Here is a 13,830-nt window from a genome sequence, read left to right on the forward strand (position 1 = left end):
ATCTAGTACATCAGATCGTCGGAACCTCACGCAGCGCGCTCGGTTCCTGTTCCTTTAATATTGGTGGTCTTCGTAGCGCTTAGCGAGCTCATCGATATTTTCAGGCGGCCAGTTTGCCACTTCCATACCGAGATGCAGGCCCATTTGCGCCAGAACTTCTTTGATCTCGTTGAGAGACTTACGACCGAAGTTCGGTGTACGAAGCATTTCTGCTTCTGTCTTCTGAATGAGATCGCCAATATATACGATATTGTCGTTCTTCAGGCAGTTTGCCGAACGTACAGACAACTCAAGCTCATCAACCTTCTTCAGCAGTGCTGGGTTGAACGCAAGTTCCGCGACTGTGTCTTCCTGAACTTCACGCTGTGGCTCTTCGAAGTTCACGAAGATAGACAGCTGATCCTGCAGGATACGAGCAGCAAACGCTACGGCATCTTCAGGGATCACAGATCCGTCAGTTTCAACAGTCAAAGTCAACTTATCATAATCAAGAACCTGACCTTCACGGGTGTTCTCAACCTTATAAGAAACCTTCTTAACCGGAGAATACAGGCTGTCAACCGGAATCAGACCGATTGGAGCGTCTTCTGGGCGGTTAGCGGCAGCTGGAACATAACCCTTGCCGGTGTTTACAGTGAATTCGATGCGAACTTCCGCGCCTTCATCAAGGTTACACAGCAGCAGACCTGGGTTAAGAACCTCAACGTCACCTACAGTTTCAATATCGCCAGCGTAGACCGCACCAGGACCCTGCTTACGCAGAACCATACGCTTTGGTCCCTCGCCTTCCATGCGAAGCGCGATTTCCTTGATGTTCAGGATGATGTCAGTCACATCTTCACGAACGCCAGGAATAGACGAGAACTCATGGAGAACGCCATCAATCTGAACCGCAGTCACTGCAGCACCCTGAAGGGAGCTCAGCAGAACGCGGCGCAGGGCGTTACCAAGAGTCAGGCCGTAGCCACGCTCAAGAGGTTCTGCAATCACAGAAGCCTTAAAGCGCGCATCATCGCCAGCACGAATGTCGAGTTTGGTTGGCTTGATAAGCTCTTGCCAATTTTTTTGAATAGTCACGTTCATAAACCCTCTGGCTATCCCGTTGGCCTAAAGACCAACTATTCTTTGCCTGGGTGGAAAACTTGCCTAACGAACTGTTAGACGCGGCGACGCTTGCGTGGGCGGCAACCATTGTGCGGGATCGGAGTTACATCACGGATAGATGTAATAACGAAACCTGCAGCCTGAAGCGCACGCAGAGCGGATTCACGTCCAGAACCTGGACCACGTACTTCTACTTCGAGAGTACGCATGCCGTGTTCAGCAGCCTTACGACCAGCGTCTTCGGCAGCGACCTGTGCAGCATAAGGGGTAGACTTACGAGAACCCTTAAAGCCAAGCGCGCCGGCAGACGACCAAGAGATCGCGTTGCCCTGAGCATCGGTGATGGTGATCATGGTGTTGTTGAACGTAGAGTTCACATGCGCGACACCTGAAGAAATGTTCTTCCGTTCGCGACGACGCACGCGCGTCGATTCTTTAGCCATTATATTTCCTAACTTCGATATCTACACCGCCGTATAGCCGGCGGCTCCACCGGATAACCGGCTAGTTATTTCTTCTTACCAGCGATCGCTTTAGCAGGGCCCTTACGGGTGCGAGCGTTGGTATGAGTGCGCTGACCACGAACAGGCAGACCACGACGGTGGCGCAGGCCACGGTAACAGCCAAGGTCCATGAGACGCTTAATGTTCATTGCAGTTTCACGACGAAGATCACCTTCAACGGTGTAGTCAGCGTCGATTGCTTCACGGATTTTCAGAACTTCTGCATCAGAAAGTTCGTTAATACGACGTTCTGCAGCAATACCGACTTTATCGGTGATTTCCTGCGCGAACTTCGCACCAATGCCATGAATGTACTGCAGCGCGATAACTACGCGCTTATTCGTCGGAAGGTTGACGCCAGCAATACGTGCCACGTTTGTTTTCTCCAATTACGAGGGTACGTTTGTTCCCTCTCCCATTTTTTTGCCGATAACACACCTACAACCATACCGGTTGAGGGCGCACCATCACACAGCAAAAAGATCAGCCTCGGTTTCCCAAGGAAAACCGGCGCCAATCGATTATGGTGTCGATGTGCGCCGGCTATACTTTATTATAAAGGCAAGCGCAAGCGCCTGCCTTCAAAAAGCACGGATTAAACCGTGCTCAAAATCGTATCGATCTCTGAAGCAACCTCGTCAACGGACTTCATGCCATCAACGCTCATCAGCATGTTCCGCTCACCATAGTACTTGATAAGAGGTGCTGTCTGCTCGTTGTAAACTGCAAGACGCTTCTTCAAAGACTCTGCATTGTCATCGGACCGAACTTCAGCGCTTTCACGAGCACGTGTTTCGATACGCTCAAGAAGGATACCTTCGTCAACTTTCAGCTGCACAACAGCATCAAGTCTCTGGTCCTTCTTCTCAAGCAGCTCACCAAGAGCGTCTGCCTGAGCAATGGTGCGTGGGAAACCGTCCAAAATGAAACCCTTTGCACAATCAGCCTGATCAATACGATCAGAAATGATGGAGCAAATCAGGTCATCAGAAACCAGATCGCCACGTGTCAGAACATCTTTGACCTTCAAGCCGACTTCGGTTTCAGCTGCAACAGCTGCACGAAGCATGTCACCAGTCGAAAGCTGGACAATACCATGCACCGCAACAAGTCGACCTGCCTGAGTGCCTTTACCAGCACCAGGAGGGCCAAGAAGAATCAATCTCATCTACGTTTCCCCCTCAACTTCGTTTTCTTCACCAAGCCCTCGTACTGATGAGCAAGAAGGTGTCCCTGGATCTGAGAAACGGTATCCATGGTGACGCTAACAACAATGAGCAGAGACGTACCACCGAAGTAGAACGGAACACCCGTTGCTGAGATCAGGAACTCTGGCAACAAACAAATGAGAGTAATGTATATTGCACCGACAACCGTAATGCGAGTTAGCACATGGTCAATGTACTGCGCAGTACGTTCGCCTGGACGAATTCCTGGAATGAAGCCACCATGCTTCTTGAGGTTGTCTGCTGTCTCCGACGGATTGAAAACAATCGCGGTGTAGAAGAAGCAGAAAAAGATGATTAATGCTGCATAAAGAGCCATGTAGGCTGGTTGACCGTGTCCCAGCAGCGCAGTGATTGTTGTCAACCACGCCATCGAACCAGTGGAATCACCGGTTTGGAAACTGGCAACAGTCGCTGGTACCAGCAACAAGGAGCTCGCAAAAATCGGTGGAATAACACCAGCCGTATTGAGTTTGAGTGGCAGGAACGATGTGTTCCCCTCAAACATCTTATTGCCCTGTTGGCGACGTGGGTACTGAATCAGCAAACGTCGCTGTGCACGTTCCATGAAGACGATAACGCCGATAACCACCACAGACAGTATGATGACTGCCAGAATGATTGGAGTCGCGAGCGCACCCTGACGACCAAGTTCCAAAGTGGAAGCAATCGCGGAAGGAAGCCCGGCAACAATACCGGAGAAAATGATCAAAGAAATGCCGTTACCGATGCCGCGAGAGGTGATTTGCTCACCCAGCCACATCAGGAACATAGTACCACCAACAAGGGTAAGAACTGTCGCAATACGGAAGAACCAGCCCGGATCGATAACAATGTTCGCGCCAGCCTCAAGACCAACGGAAATACCGTAGGCCTGGAAGGTTGCCAGAATCACTGTACCAAAACGTGTGTACTGGTTGATTTTTTTCCGGCCTTGCTCACCCTCTTTCTTCAGCTGTTCCAAAGCAGGAACAACAGAAGTCATAAGCTGGATGATAATCGACGCAGAAATGTAAGGCATAATGCCGAGGGCAAAAATAGCCATACGCTCGACAGCACCACCGGAGAACATGTTAAACAGGCCAACAATGCCAGTTTGTACGTTTCCGAAGGCCTGTGCGAGCGCGTCAGGATTAATTCCAGGCAGAGGGATATAGGTTCCGAATCGATAAACCAAAAGCGCGCCTAGCGTGAACCAGATCCGCTTCTTCAGTTCCTCGGCTTTAGCAAAGGCAGAAAAGTTAAGGTTTGAAGCAAGTTGCTCGGCAGCAGAAGCCATTCCGCGCTCCGGTCAGTTTGGATACACCCCGAAAAAAAGACAAGGCTGTTAAGCCTTGCCTTCCTTGATTACGACCTTGCCGCCAGCTTTCTCAACTGCTGCAACAGCAGTTTTGGAAGCACCAGCAATTTCGAAAGTTACAGCGGTTTTCAGTTCACCGTCGGACAGAAGGCGTACGCCATCCAGAACGCGGCGAACAACGCCAGCTGCAACAAGTGTTTCAACAGTCACCGTCGCGGAAGCGTCAAGCTTACCAGCGTCGATTGCTGTCTGAACACGACCCAAGGACACAATGTTCAGGTCCTTAGCAAAGATATTGGTGAAGCCGCGCTTTGGAAGACGACGATGCAATGGCATCTGCCCGCCTTCAAAGCCCTTGATAGCAACACCCGAACGGGACTTCTGACCTTTGACACCACGGCCGCCAGTCTTGCCCTTACCGGAACCGATACCGCGTCCTACGCGGGTTCGGTCCGAAACAGCACCCGGGTTATCCCGGAGTTCGTTGAGCTTCATGATAGTTCTCCCGGTCCGCTTATGCTTCGTCTAAAACGCGAACCAGATGCTGAACCTTACGGATCATGCCGCGTACTTCTGGAGTATCCTTCAGAGTACGACGACGGTGCATCTTGTTCAGGCCCAGACCAATCAACGTAGCACGCTGACTAGCAGGACGGCGAAGCGGGCTACCGATCTGTTCGACTGTTACAGTCTTTTCAGTATTAGCCATGACACTAACCCTTGTTCTCAGTCAGCAAAAGCGAGGCTTATGCCTCAGCCTTTACTGGCGCCGCATCATCGTTGTCACGACGACGAGCCTGCAAGGAAGATACCTTGAGACCACGACGTGCTGCAACAGAACGCGGGCTGTCTTCTTTTTTCAGTGCATCGAAAGTCGCACGAACCATGTTGTACGGGTTGGAAGTACCAAGGGACTTCGCAACAACGTCCTGGACACCAAGTGTCTCAAACACAGCACGCATTGGACCACCAGCGATGATACCGGTACCGGCAGGTGCTGCACGAAGTACAACTTTACCTGCGCCGTGACGGCCTTCAACATCGTGGTGAAGAGTACGACCTTCACGAAGTGGCACACGAACCATAGTACGCTTAGCAGCTTCAGTTGCTTTGCGGATGGCCTCTGGCACTTCACGAGCCTTACCGTGACCAAAGCCAACGCGGCCTTTCTGATCACCAACTACTACAAGAGCGGCGAAGCCGAAACGACGACCACCCTTTACAACTTTAGCGACGCGGTTGATGTGAACGAGCTTATCGACAAATTCGCTGTCGCGCTCTTCACGATCCCGGTTATCCTGTCTCGCCATAATAATGTTTCCCGTTCTCTAGGAGCACCAAAAGGCGCTGATCAGAAGCTCAGACCGCTATCACGTGCTGCATCTGCCAAGGCCTGAACACGGCCATGATAGATATAACCACCACGATCAAACACGACTTCTTTGATACCAGCAGCAATAGCGCGTTCAGCAATAAGCTTGCCTACAGCAGCAGCAGCATCTTTATTGCCGCCGTTTTCTACTTTTACGTCTTTCTCAATGGTAGACGCGGACGCAAGGGTTACACCCTTGGTATCGTCGATGATCTGAGCGTAAATCTGCTTGGATGAGCGGAAAACGGACAGCCGAGGACGACCATTCGCTACCTTTTTGATCGAACGGCGCACACGGGCGCGACGACGTTCGAAAGAATTTCCATTCGCCATGGTCCGTACCGTTACTTCTTCTTGCCTTCTTTACGAACGATGAACTCGTCCGCATAACGAATACCCTTGCCTTTGTATGGCTCAGGTGGGCGATATTCACGAATGTTCGCGGCAACCTGCCCGATCTGCTGCTTGTTAATGCCGTTGATGACAATTTCTGTCGGCTTCGGACATTTGATTTCTACACCCTCAGGAATGTCAAACTTGACATCATGAGAGAAACCAAGAGCAAGATTAAGGGTTTTACCTTGAACCTGTGCACGGTAACCAACACCGGTAATCGCCAGCTGCTTTTCGAAGCCGGAGGTCACACCTGTGATAAGGTTAGCGACCATGGTGCGGGACATACCCCACAAAGAACGCGCAGTCTTTGACTGGTTGCGCGGATCAAGACGGATACCATCATCCGTCATCTCGACCGAAACGAGATCGTTGACCACGAAGGAGAGTTCCCCCTTCGGGCCTTTAACGATAACATTCTGGCCGTTGATCGTTGCCGTTACCCCGCTTGGCACGGGGACTGGCTTCTTGCCAATTCGAGACATAAGATCAACCTGTCTGTTATTTTAGTTAATCGTGCAATGCCGCGTCAGAAGACGCGACAAAGTACTTCACCACCCACATTTTTCTCACGTGCATCGTGGTCTGCCATTACGCCCTGAGGAGTAGACAGAATAGATACACCCAAGCCGTTTGCAACGTGTGGGATGTTCTTGACTGAAGAATACACACGACGACCAGGCTTAGATACGCGCTCAATGGTGCGAATCACTGGTTCACCGTCGAAATACTTCAACTCAATTTCAAGCTCAGACTTGCCTGCACCGAAGTCAACAGCGGTATAACCGCGGATGTAACCTTCAGAAATCAGAACGTCCAAGATGTGTGCGCGCAACTTAGAAGCAGGTGTGCTTACTTTAGATTTGCGACGCATCTGCGCATTACGGATGCGCGTGATCATATCCCCGACTGGATCGGAAATCGACATAGCAGTAACTCCTTACCAGCTCGACTTCACGAGACCCGGGATCTTGCCCAGGGAACCCAACTCACGAAGCGCAATACGCGACATCTTAAGTTTGCGGTAGTAACCGCGTGGGCGACCTGTGACTTCACACCGGTTGCGTACCCGTGTAGGCGCGGAATTGCGCGGCAGCTTTGAAAGCTTCAGCCGTGCATTGAAACGCTCCTCCAGGGACAAGCTCTCGTCCTTGGCCATGGCCTTCAGGGCAGCACGCTTGTCAGCATATTTACTAACAAGAGCTACGCGCCGCTTGTTTTTCTCGACCGCGCTTTTCTTCGCCATCGTCTGTCCTCGTTCCTTTCCCGTATACCGCTTTTATTTGCGGAACGGGAAGTTGAACGCGCGCAGCAGTTCACGCGCTTCGTCATCGGTTTTAGCATTGGTACAAACAACAATGTCCATACCCCACATTTGATCTACTTTATCGTAGTCAATTTCAGGGAAAACAATGTGTTCTTTAAGTCCCATAGCGTAGTTGCCACGTCCGTCGAAGCTCTTCGGATTCAAGCCACGAAAGTCACGTACACGCGGAAGCGCGATTGTGATCAAACGATCCATGAATTCGAACATCTGGTTACGACGAAGTGTAACTTTAGTACCCAGCGGCATATCTTCACGAACCTTGAAGGTCGCGATAGATTTTCTAGCACGGGTAATAACCGCCTTTTGACCAGCAATCAAGCTAAGATCTTCAGCAGCGATACGAGCCTTCTTGCTGTCACCAACAGCTTCACCAACACCCATGTTCAAAACGATCTTTTCGACCGAAGGAATCATCATTGGGTTGGTGTAGTTAAACTTCTCCTGAAGCTCACCACGCACTACATCATTGTAGTGCGCTTTGAGCCGTGGAGTGTAAGTAGCGTCAGCCATCAATCACGTCTCCTGAACGCTTAGCGACACGAACAGTGGCGCCTGCATCATTAGTCGTGAAACCGACGCGGGTCGGCTTGCCATCCTTAGGATCAGCAATGGCAATATTGGAAAGCTGAATAGGAGCTTCCTTTGTGATGATACCACCTTCGCTCTGCTGGGTCTGGCGCTGGTGACGTTTCACCAAGTTAACGCCACGCACGACAGCGCGGTTGTCAGATGGGATCATCTGGAGAACTTCCCCAGTCTTTCCTTTGTCACGACCGGCAATTACGACGACCTTGTCGCCCTTTTTGATCTTCGCGGGCATCAGAGCACCTCCGGCGCAAGCGAAATGATCTTCATGTGATTCTTGCCACGCAGTTCACGAGGAACTGGGCCAAAAATACGTGTTCCGATCGGTTCTTTGTTGTTGTTGATCAGGACAGCCGCGTTGCGGTCGAACCGGATCACACTGCCGTCAGCACGACGGATGTCTTTAGCCGTGCGTACGACGACCGCTTTCATCACGTCGCCCTTCTTAACACGACCCCGTGGAATTGCTTCTTTGACGGAGACAACAATGATGTCGCCAACGCCAGCATACTTCCGTTTGGAGCCGCCGAGCACTTTGATGCACATGACACGACGTGCGCCGGAATTATCGGCTACGTCGAGGTTAGTTTGCATCTGAATCATGACTCGTCGCCTTGTTCTTTCTCAGCACTCTAAAAGTTAGAAATGCTGGATGCGTTCACTAGCTCGCTGCTTCCGAAGAAACAACGGTCCATTTCTTATTCTTAGAGATTGGAGCACACTCTTCAATTTGAACGGTGTCGCCAACCTTGTAAGAATTATTTTCGTCATGTGCACGATACTTCTTCGTACGGCGCACAACTTTTTTCAGCAAAGGGTGGGTAAAGCGACGCTCTACCTTCACCGTTACTGTCTTTTCGTTCGCATCGCTAACAACGACACCCTGCAAAATACGCTTTGGCATCATTAGCTCCTTATGCGTTGTCAGACACGCGCTTCTGGCGCAGTACTGTCTGGATCCGCGCAATGTCCCGGCGAACCTGACGGACACGAGCGGTGTTTTCGAGCTGACCAGTAGCTCTCTGGAAACGCAGGTTGAACTGTTCTTTTTTCAGTTCTTCCAGGTTTGCCTTGAGCTCATCTGAGGTCTTAGCTCTTACGTCGCTAGCCTTCATGGCCTTTTCCTTTCGATGTCCGATTACTCACCAATGCGCTGGACGAACCGGCACTTGATTGGGAGTTTAGCAGCGGCCAGACGCATTGCTTCACGAGCAATATCTTCAGACACACCGTCCATTTCGAACATGATGCGACCAGGTTTCACCCGGCACGCCCAGTACTCAGGAGAACCTTTACCCTTACCCATGCGGACTTCAGCCGGCTTGGAGGACACAGGAACGTCCGGGAAGATTCTGATCCACACGCGACCCGCACGCTTCATGTAACGGGTCATTGCACGACGGGCAGCCTCAATCTGACGAGCGGTGATCCGCTCTGGTTCCATGGCTTTAAGGCCAAAGGCACCAAAATTGAGGTCCGTACCACCCTTGGCATTGCCATGGATGCGGCCCTTGTGCTGCTTGCGGAACTTAGTACGCTTTGGTTGCAGCATCGTTTTCTCTCGCTTTAATAGTTAAGCCGTGTGAAGGCGCTGCTTACGCAGCGCGCTCACGCCGACCGCCACCTTGGCGTTCGCTCTTGCCACCACCTTCGGTCGCACGACGTTCAGAAGCCATTGGGTCATGCTCAAGGATTTCGCCCTTGAAGATCCAGACTTTAACGCCACACGCGCCGTAAGCGGTGTGTGCTGTAGCAGTGCCGTAGTCGATGTCTGCACGAAGAGTGTGCAGAGGCACGCGACCTTCACGGTACCATTCGATACGTGCGATTTCCGCACCACCAAGACGACCACCGCAGTTAATACGGATGCCCTGGGCGCCAAGACGCATTGCAGACTGAACTGCACGCTTCATGGCACGGCGGAAAGCAACACGACGCTCGAGCTGCTGAGCGATAGATGCTGCAACAAGCGCTGCATCGGTCTCCGGCTTGCGCACTTCAACGATGTTGAGGTGCACTTCCGAATTTGTCATCTCGGACAGCTTCTTGCGAAGGCGTTCGATGTCAGCACCTTTTTTACCGATAACCACACCTGGACGACCAGAATGGATAGTTACACGGCACTTTTTGTGCGGACGTTCAATGACGACCTTGGATACAGCAGCCTGCTTAAGTTCTTTAAGCAGATATTCGCGGATGCGAAAATCTTCATGAAGAAGATCGCCGTATTCGTTCTTGCTAGCAAACCAGCGAGAGTCCCAGGTACGGTTGATGCCAAGACGAAAACCGATTGGATTAATCTTCTGACCCATCAGGCAGTCTCCTCAACTTCCCGAACCACGATGGTCAGGTTGGAAAACGGCTTTAGGATCCGTCCAACACGACCACGAGCTCGCGGCTGGAAACGCTTCATGACAAGCGCTTTGCCAACATAAGCCTCGGCGACGACAAGGTTGTCGACGTCGAGATCATGGTTGTTTTCCGCATTAGCAATAGCAGACATCAAGGTCTTCTTGACGTCGCCTGAAATGCGCTTACGGGAGAAAGTCAGATCAGCAAGTGCTGTGCCAACCTTCTTACCGCGGATAGATGCAGCAACGAGGTTCAACTTCTGCGGGGAAACCCGCAGCATGCGGCAAACTGCCTTTGCCTCGTTGTCAGGGAGCATCCGCTCATGCTTCTGCTTGCCCATCGCTACTTCCTCTTTGACTTTTTGTCAGCGCCATGACCGTAGTAGGTACGAGAAGGAGCGAATTCGCCCAACTTGTGACCAACCATGTCTTCACTGATCAAAACAGGAATGTGCTTTTGACCGTTATAGACGCCAAAAGTCAACCCCACAAAGTGCGGCAGAACGGTAGAACGTCGGCTCCAGGTCTTAATGACCTCATTCCGGCCGGATTCACGAACCTTATCCGCTTTCTTCAGGAGGTAACCGTCAATAAACGGCCCTTTCCAGATCGAACGTGCCACGATCCGTTCCTCTTACTTCTTACGCGCGTGACGAGACCGAACGATAAACTTATCGCTGGACTTGTTACTGCGTGTGCGCTTGCCTTTGGTCGGCTTGCCCCAAGGGGTAACCGGATGACGTCCACCGGAGGTGCGACCTTCACCACCACCATGTGGGTGATCGACAGGGTTCATCGCAACACCACGAACGTGTGGGCGACGGCCCAGCCAACGGGAACGACCAGCCTTACCAAGGTTGATGTTCGCGTGGTCCTGGTTGGATACCGCACCAACGGTAGCCATACAGGTGCCAAGAACGCGACGCTGTTCACCGGAAAGCAGACGGATGACTGTGTAACCAGCATCACGACCAACGATCTGAGCGTAAGCACCAGCTGAGCGAGCGATCTGCGCGCCTTTGCCTGGCTTCATCTCGATGTTGTGGATGATGGTACCCACTGGAATAGAAGCCAGAGGCATAGCGTTGCCTGGCTTAATATCCACAGCTTCACCAGCTACAACCTTATCGCCAGCAGCAAGACGCTGTGGTGCAAGGATGTATGCCTGCTCGCCATCATCATAAGTGATGAGAGCGATGAAAGCGGTGCGGTTTGGATCGTATTCCAGACGCTCAACAGTACCGACAACGTCGAATTTACGACGCTTGAAGTCGATCAGGCGGTAGGTACGCTTGTGACCACCACCAATGTTGTTCGCAGTCTTACGACCGTAGTTGTTACGACCACCGGACTTGGACAGACCTTCAGTCAATTTCTTGACTGGCTTGCCTTTCCAAAGATCAGAACGGTCTACCTGGACCAGCTGACGACGGCCAGGAGATGTCGGATTAAATGTCTTAAGTGCCATTTTGTCCTACCCCTTACAGACCGGTCGTCACGTCGATGGACTGACCATCTTCCAGAGTGACCACAGCTTTTTTGAAGTCGTTCTGTTTGCCGACAACACCTTTGAAGCGCTTGGTTTTACCCTTGCGAACCAAAGTGTTGACTGCTTTGACTTTTACGCCGAACAGAGCTTCAACAGCTGCTTTGATTTCCGGTTTTGTTGCAGTGAGAGCAACCTTGAAAACAACCTTATTCTCTTCAGAGGCAAAAGTAGCTTTCTCGGTGATCACCGGAGATACGATTTTGTCGTAGTGAACGAGCTTGCTCATTAGAAGCGCTCCTCCAAAGCTGCAACTGCCGCTTTGGTCAGGACAAGCGTATCACGACGAAGAATGTCGTAAACGTTGATACCCTGTACCGGCAGTACATCTACGAGTGGAATGTTACGAGTAGCCAAACCGAAGTTTGCATCTACTTCAGAACCGTCCACGAACAACGCACTGTTCAAACCGAGAGAACCGAGCTGGTCCTTCAGAGCCTTGGTTTTGGCTTCTGCTGCTTTCGCATCTTCAACAACAACGAGGTTGCCAGAAGCTGCTTTTGCAGACAGGGCATGTTTCAGACCCAGAACACGAACTTTCTTAGGAAGCTCATGAGCGTGCTCACGCACAACTGGACCAAATGCCTTACCACCACCACGGAACTGAGGTGCTTTACGGTTACCGTGACGTGCGCCGCCAGAACCTTTCTGGCGTACGAATTTTTTGGTGGTACCATTAACTTCGGAACGACCCAAAGTTTTATGTGTACCAGCCTGGCGCTTTGCAAGCTGCCAGCGAACAACACGCTGGATTAGGTCGATACGTGGCTCGAGACCAAAGATCTCGTCAGACACTGTGATCGAACCCGCTGCGTTACCGCCGAGGGTTTTAACCTCGAGTTCCATCACTCACCTTCCTTCCCGGCTTCAGCCGCTGCAACAGCAGAGTTCTGACGGAATGCACCTGGTACAGGAGCGTTCTCTGGCAGAGCCTTCTTAATTGCATCACGAACCAGGATCCAACCGCCTTTAGAGCCAGGTACAGAACCTTCAACCATGATCAGACCACGTTCTACGTCAGTACGTACAACTTTCAGGTTCTGAGTGGTGACGCGTTCAGCACCGAGGTGTCCGGCCATTTTCTTGCCTTTAAACACCTTACCTGGATCCTGACACTGACCGGTAGAACCGTGCGCACGGTGTGAAATAGACACACCATGAGAAGCGCGACCACCACCGAAGTTGTGACGCTTCATCGCACCAGCAAAGCCCTTACCGATAGAGGTGCCGGTTACATCCACGAACTGACCGTTAAGGAAGTGGTCAGCTGTAAGCTCAGCACCAACTTCGATCAAGTTCTCTTCAGAAACACGGAACTCAGCGAGTTTGCGCTTAGGCTCAACCTTTGCAACTGCAAAGTGGCCACGCATCGCGCGGTTCGTGTTCTTAACTTTTGCCGCACCTACGCCCAACTGAAGCGCAGTGTAGCCGTTCTTGTCTGCCGTCCGGTGAGCTACAACTTGACAGTTGTCTAGACGCAGTACTGTAACGGGCACGTGTTCGCCTGCCGCGTTATAGATACGGGTCATACCCACCTTCTGTGCGATCACTCCAGAACGCATTACTGTGTCCCCTTGCCGCACTTAGAGCTTGATCTCGACGTCAACGCCAGCAGCCAGGTCGAGCTTCATCAAAGCATCTACTGTCTGTGGAGTTGGATCGACAATGTCCAAAAGACGCTTATGAGTGCGCATTTCGAACTGATCACGGCTCTTTTTATCAACATGCGGTCCGCGAAGTACTGTGTACTTCTCAATCCGCGTCGGCAACGGAACTGGTCCACGCACTTGTGCGCCGGTCCGTTTCGCCGTGTTCACGATTTCCTTAGTGGAAGCGTCAAGAACACGGTGATCAAACGCCTTCAGGCGGATCCGTATATTCTGACCGTTCATGACTAATCCTTAACTGAGCAAGGCAACTGCGGTTTAACACAAGATCAAACCGCAGTTCGAACTCAATTCTTATTCGATGATTTCAGCTACAACACCAGCGCCGACGGTACGACCGCCTTCACGGATAGCGAAGCGCAGACCATCTTCCATAGCGATTGGTACGATAAGTTCAACTGAAACAGCAACGTTATCACCAGGCATCACCATTTCTGTGCCTTCTGGCAGAGAAAC

27 protein-coding genes are annotated in these 13,830 nt (G+C 51.5%); all 27 read right to left on the reverse strand.

Annotated elements, in window-relative coordinates; all coding sequences use genetic code 11:
- Positions 1–54: 54 nt before the first annotated feature.
- Positions 55–1,083, reverse strand: coding sequence for a DNA-directed RNA polymerase subunit alpha (locus BM231_RS23590; RefSeq protein WP_057463419.1), 1,029 nt, complete (start codon positions 1,081–1,083; stop codon positions 55–57).
- 74 nt (positions 1,084–1,157) lie between these two features.
- Positions 1,158–1,547: a 30S ribosomal protein S11 gene (gene rpsK, locus BM231_RS23595; RefSeq protein ID WP_054664941.1), complete on the reverse strand. Its 390-nt coding sequence runs from the start codon at positions 1,545–1,547 to the stop codon at positions 1,158–1,160.
- A gap of 65 nt (positions 1,548–1,612) precedes the next feature.
- Positions 1,613–1,981 carry a 30S ribosomal protein S13 gene (rpsM, locus tag BM231_RS23600; RefSeq protein ID WP_093523508.1) on the reverse strand — a complete coding sequence of 123 codons (369 nt, stop codon included), beginning with the start codon at positions 1,979–1,981 and terminating at the stop codon, positions 1,613–1,615.
- Between the two features lie 221 nt (positions 1,982–2,202).
- Positions 2,203–2,775 carry an adenylate kinase gene (locus tag BM231_RS23605; protein ID WP_093523450.1) on the reverse strand — a complete coding sequence of 191 codons (573 nt, stop codon included), beginning with the start codon at positions 2,773–2,775 and terminating at the stop codon, positions 2,203–2,205.
- Positions 2,772–4,112: a preprotein translocase subunit SecY gene (secY, locus tag BM231_RS23610; RefSeq protein WP_063292673.1), complete on the reverse strand. Its 1,341-nt coding sequence runs from the start codon at positions 4,110–4,112 to the stop codon at positions 2,772–2,774. Before secY ends, BM231_RS23605 begins: the two co-directional genes overlap by 4 nt.
- A 48-nt stretch (positions 4,113–4,160) precedes the next feature.
- Complete coding sequence (rplO, locus tag BM231_RS23615) at positions 4,161–4,628, reverse strand: 50S ribosomal protein L15 (protein WP_093523452.1); 468 nt, start codon at positions 4,626–4,628, stop codon at positions 4,161–4,163.
- Between the two features lie 19 nt (positions 4,629–4,647).
- A complete protein-coding gene (rpmD, locus tag BM231_RS23620; protein WP_057463423.1) occupies positions 4,648–4,842 on the reverse strand; it encodes a 50S ribosomal protein L30 in 195 nt (64 codons plus the stop codon).
- 37 nt (positions 4,843–4,879) lie between these two features.
- On the reverse strand, positions 4,880–5,443 hold the full coding sequence (rpsE, locus tag BM231_RS23625) for a 30S ribosomal protein S5 (RefSeq protein ID WP_008548041.1): 564 nt from the start codon (positions 5,441–5,443) through the stop codon (positions 4,880–4,882).
- 41 nt (positions 5,444–5,484) lie between these two features.
- A complete protein-coding gene (rplR, locus tag BM231_RS23630) occupies positions 5,485–5,838 on the reverse strand; it encodes a 50S ribosomal protein L18 (RefSeq protein ID WP_057463424.1) in 354 nt (117 codons plus the stop codon).
- Positions 5,839–5,849: 11 nt separating this feature from the next.
- Positions 5,850–6,383 carry a 50S ribosomal protein L6 gene (gene rplF / locus BM231_RS23635; protein WP_093523454.1) on the reverse strand — a complete coding sequence of 178 codons (534 nt, stop codon included), beginning with the start codon at positions 6,381–6,383 and terminating at the stop codon, positions 5,850–5,852.
- 44 nt (positions 6,384–6,427) lie between these two features.
- Positions 6,428–6,826, reverse strand: a complete 399-nt coding sequence (gene rpsH, locus BM231_RS23640; RefSeq protein WP_057463426.1) for a 30S ribosomal protein S8 — start codon at positions 6,824–6,826, stop codon at positions 6,428–6,430.
- A 12-nt stretch (positions 6,827–6,838) separates the two neighbouring features.
- Positions 6,839–7,144, reverse strand: a complete 306-nt coding sequence (rpsN, locus tag BM231_RS23645) for a 30S ribosomal protein S14 (RefSeq protein WP_057463427.1) — start codon at positions 7,142–7,144, stop codon at positions 6,839–6,841.
- A 33-nt stretch (positions 7,145–7,177) separates the two neighbouring features.
- On the reverse strand, positions 7,178–7,735 hold the full coding sequence (rplE, locus tag BM231_RS23650; protein WP_057463428.1) for a 50S ribosomal protein L5: 558 nt from the start codon (positions 7,733–7,735) through the stop codon (positions 7,178–7,180).
- Positions 7,728–8,045: a 50S ribosomal protein L24 gene (gene rplX, locus BM231_RS23655; RefSeq protein WP_057463429.1), complete on the reverse strand. Its 318-nt coding sequence runs from the start codon at positions 8,043–8,045 to the stop codon at positions 7,728–7,730. The genes rplE and rplX overlap by 8 nt, the downstream gene beginning before the upstream one ends.
- A complete protein-coding gene (gene rplN / locus BM231_RS23660) occupies positions 8,045–8,413 on the reverse strand; it encodes a 50S ribosomal protein L14 (RefSeq protein ID WP_008547447.1) in 369 nt (122 codons plus the stop codon). The genes rplX and rplN overlap by 1 nt, the downstream gene beginning before the upstream one ends.
- 58 nt (positions 8,414–8,471) lie before the next feature.
- Complete coding sequence (rpsQ, locus tag BM231_RS23665; protein ID WP_037036314.1) at positions 8,472–8,714, reverse strand: 30S ribosomal protein S17; 243 nt, start codon at positions 8,712–8,714, stop codon at positions 8,472–8,474.
- A 10-nt stretch (positions 8,715–8,724) separates the two neighbouring features.
- Complete coding sequence (rpmC, locus tag BM231_RS23670) at positions 8,725–8,925, reverse strand: 50S ribosomal protein L29 (RefSeq protein WP_093523456.1); 201 nt, start codon at positions 8,923–8,925, stop codon at positions 8,725–8,727.
- A gap of 23 nt (positions 8,926–8,948) precedes the next feature.
- Complete coding sequence (rplP, locus tag BM231_RS23675) at positions 8,949–9,362, reverse strand: 50S ribosomal protein L16 (RefSeq protein ID WP_057463432.1); 414 nt, start codon at positions 9,360–9,362, stop codon at positions 8,949–8,951.
- A gap of 43 nt (positions 9,363–9,405) precedes the next feature.
- A complete protein-coding gene (rpsC, locus tag BM231_RS23680; protein ID WP_057463433.1) occupies positions 9,406–10,122 on the reverse strand; it encodes a 30S ribosomal protein S3 in 717 nt (238 codons plus the stop codon).
- Positions 10,122–10,502 (reverse strand): 50S ribosomal protein L22, encoded by a 381-nt coding sequence (gene rplV / locus BM231_RS23685; RefSeq protein ID WP_057463434.1) that lies wholly within the window; start codon positions 10,500–10,502, stop codon positions 10,122–10,124. Before rplV ends, rpsC begins: the two co-directional genes overlap by 1 nt.
- A gap of 2 nt (positions 10,503–10,504) precedes the next feature.
- Positions 10,505–10,783 (reverse strand): 30S ribosomal protein S19, encoded by a 279-nt coding sequence (gene rpsS / locus BM231_RS23690; RefSeq protein ID WP_057463435.1) that lies wholly within the window; start codon positions 10,781–10,783, stop codon positions 10,505–10,507.
- Positions 10,784–10,795: 12 nt separating this feature from the next.
- The gene (gene rplB / locus BM231_RS23695) at positions 10,796–11,629 is read right to left on the reverse strand and encodes a 50S ribosomal protein L2 (protein ID WP_093523458.1); all 834 of its coding nucleotides are present in this window, start codon (positions 11,627–11,629) and stop codon (positions 10,796–10,798) included.
- Positions 11,630–11,642: 13 nt separating this feature from the next.
- The gene (locus BM231_RS23700) at positions 11,643–11,936 is read right to left on the reverse strand and encodes a 50S ribosomal protein L23 (RefSeq protein ID WP_057463437.1); all 294 of its coding nucleotides are present in this window, start codon (positions 11,934–11,936) and stop codon (positions 11,643–11,645) included.
- The gene (gene rplD, locus BM231_RS23705) at positions 11,936–12,553 is read right to left on the reverse strand and encodes a 50S ribosomal protein L4 (protein ID WP_093523460.1); all 618 of its coding nucleotides are present in this window, start codon (positions 12,551–12,553) and stop codon (positions 11,936–11,938) included. The genes BM231_RS23700 and rplD overlap by 1 nt, the downstream gene beginning before the upstream one ends.
- Complete coding sequence (gene rplC / locus BM231_RS23710) at positions 12,553–13,269, reverse strand: 50S ribosomal protein L3 (protein WP_093523462.1); 717 nt, start codon at positions 13,267–13,269, stop codon at positions 12,553–12,555. Before rplC ends, rplD begins: the two co-directional genes overlap by 1 nt.
- Positions 13,270–13,290: 21 nt before the next feature.
- Positions 13,291–13,599 (reverse strand): 30S ribosomal protein S10, encoded by a 309-nt coding sequence (gene rpsJ / locus BM231_RS23715; RefSeq protein WP_008547405.1) that lies wholly within the window; start codon positions 13,597–13,599, stop codon positions 13,291–13,293.
- 69 nt (positions 13,600–13,668) lie between these two features.
- On the reverse strand, positions 13,669–13,830 hold a 162-nt coding region (locus tag BM231_RS27405; RefSeq protein ID WP_483150654.1), incomplete at its 5' end, for an EF-Tu C-terminal domain-related protein.

Origin of the sequence: Pseudovibrio ascidiaceicola (assembly GCF_900114245.1) — a bacterium.
Taxonomy (GTDB): Bacteria; Pseudomonadota; Alphaproteobacteria; order Rhizobiales; family Stappiaceae; genus Pseudovibrio; species Pseudovibrio ascidiaceicola.

What these genes read in the sequence shown, in the direction of transcription:
- rpsC (WP_057463433.1), bottom strand. Translation starts at nt 10,122, where the DNA reads ATGGGTCAGAAGATTAATCCAATCGGTTTTCGTCTTGGCATCAACCGT.
- rplC (WP_093523462.1), bottom strand. Translation starts at nt 13,269, where the DNA reads ATGCGTTCTGGAGTGATCGCACAGAAGGTGGGTATGACCCGTATCTAT.
- rpmD (WP_057463423.1), bottom strand. Translation starts at nt 4,842, where the DNA reads ATGGCTAATACTGAAAAGACTGTAACAGTCGAACAGATCGGTAGCCCG.
- rpsH (WP_057463426.1), bottom strand. Translation starts at nt 6,826, where the DNA reads ATGTCGATTTCCGATCCAGTCGGGGATATGATCACGCGCATCCGTAAT.
- rplX (WP_057463429.1), bottom strand. Translation starts at nt 8,045, where the DNA reads ATGCCCGCGAAGATCAAAAAGGGCGACAAGGTCGTCGTAATTGCCGGT.
- BM231_RS23700 (WP_057463437.1), bottom strand. Translation starts at nt 11,936, where the DNA reads ATGAGCAAGCTCGTTCACTACGACAAAATCGTATCTCCGGTGATCACC.
- rplN (WP_008547447.1), bottom strand. Translation starts at nt 8,413, where the DNA reads ATGATTCAGATGCAAACTAACCTCGACGTAGCCGATAATTCCGGCGCA.
- BM231_RS23590 (WP_057463419.1), bottom strand. Translation starts at nt 1,083, where the DNA reads ATGAACGTGACTATTCAAAAAAATTGGCAAGAGCTTATCAAGCCAACC.
- rplV (WP_057463434.1), bottom strand. Translation starts at nt 10,502, where the DNA reads ATGGGCAAGCAGAAGCATGAGCGGATGCTCCCTGACAACGAGGCAAAG.
- secY (WP_063292673.1), bottom strand. Translation starts at nt 4,112, where the DNA reads ATGGCTTCTGCTGCCGAGCAACTTGCTTCAAACCTTAACTTTTCTGCC.
- rpsK (WP_054664941.1), bottom strand. Translation starts at nt 1,547, where the DNA reads ATGGCTAAAGAATCGACGCGCGTGCGTCGTCGCGAACGGAAGAACATT.
- rpsN (WP_057463427.1), bottom strand. Translation starts at nt 7,144, where the DNA reads ATGGCGAAGAAAAGCGCGGTCGAGAAAAACAAGCGGCGCGTAGCTCTT.
- rpsQ (WP_037036314.1), bottom strand. Translation starts at nt 8,714, where the DNA reads ATGCCAAAGCGTATTTTGCAGGGTGTCGTTGTTAGCGATGCGAACGAA.
- rpsJ (WP_008547405.1), bottom strand. Translation starts at nt 13,599, where the DNA reads ATGAACGGTCAGAATATACGGATCCGCCTGAAGGCGTTTGATCACCGT.
- rplD (WP_093523460.1), bottom strand. Translation starts at nt 12,553, where the DNA reads ATGGAACTCGAGGTTAAAACCCTCGGCGGTAACGCAGCGGGTTCGATC.
- rplR (WP_057463424.1), bottom strand. Translation starts at nt 5,838, where the DNA reads ATGGCGAATGGAAATTCTTTCGAACGTCGTCGCGCCCGTGTGCGCCGT.
- rplO (WP_093523452.1), bottom strand. Translation starts at nt 4,628, where the DNA reads ATGAAGCTCAACGAACTCCGGGATAACCCGGGTGCTGTTTCGGACCGA.
- rpmC (WP_093523456.1), bottom strand. Translation starts at nt 8,925, where the DNA reads ATGAAGGCTAGCGACGTAAGAGCTAAGACCTCAGATGAGCTCAAGGCA.
- rplE (WP_057463428.1), bottom strand. Translation starts at nt 7,735, where the DNA reads ATGGCTGACGCTACTTACACTCCACGGCTCAAAGCGCACTACAATGAT.
- rplF (WP_093523454.1), bottom strand. Translation starts at nt 6,383, where the DNA reads ATGTCTCGAATTGGCAAGAAGCCAGTCCCCGTGCCAAGCGGGGTAACG.
- rplP (WP_057463432.1), bottom strand. Translation starts at nt 9,362, where the DNA reads ATGCTGCAACCAAAGCGTACTAAGTTCCGCAAGCAGCACAAGGGCCGC.
- rplB (WP_093523458.1), bottom strand. Translation starts at nt 11,629, where the DNA reads ATGGCACTTAAGACATTTAATCCGACATCTCCTGGCCGTCGTCAGCTG.
- rpsE (WP_008548041.1), bottom strand. Translation starts at nt 5,443, where the DNA reads ATGGCGAGACAGGATAACCGGGATCGTGAAGAGCGCGACAGCGAATTT.
- BM231_RS23605 (WP_093523450.1), bottom strand. Translation starts at nt 2,775, where the DNA reads ATGAGATTGATTCTTCTTGGCCCTCCTGGTGCTGGTAAAGGCACTCAG.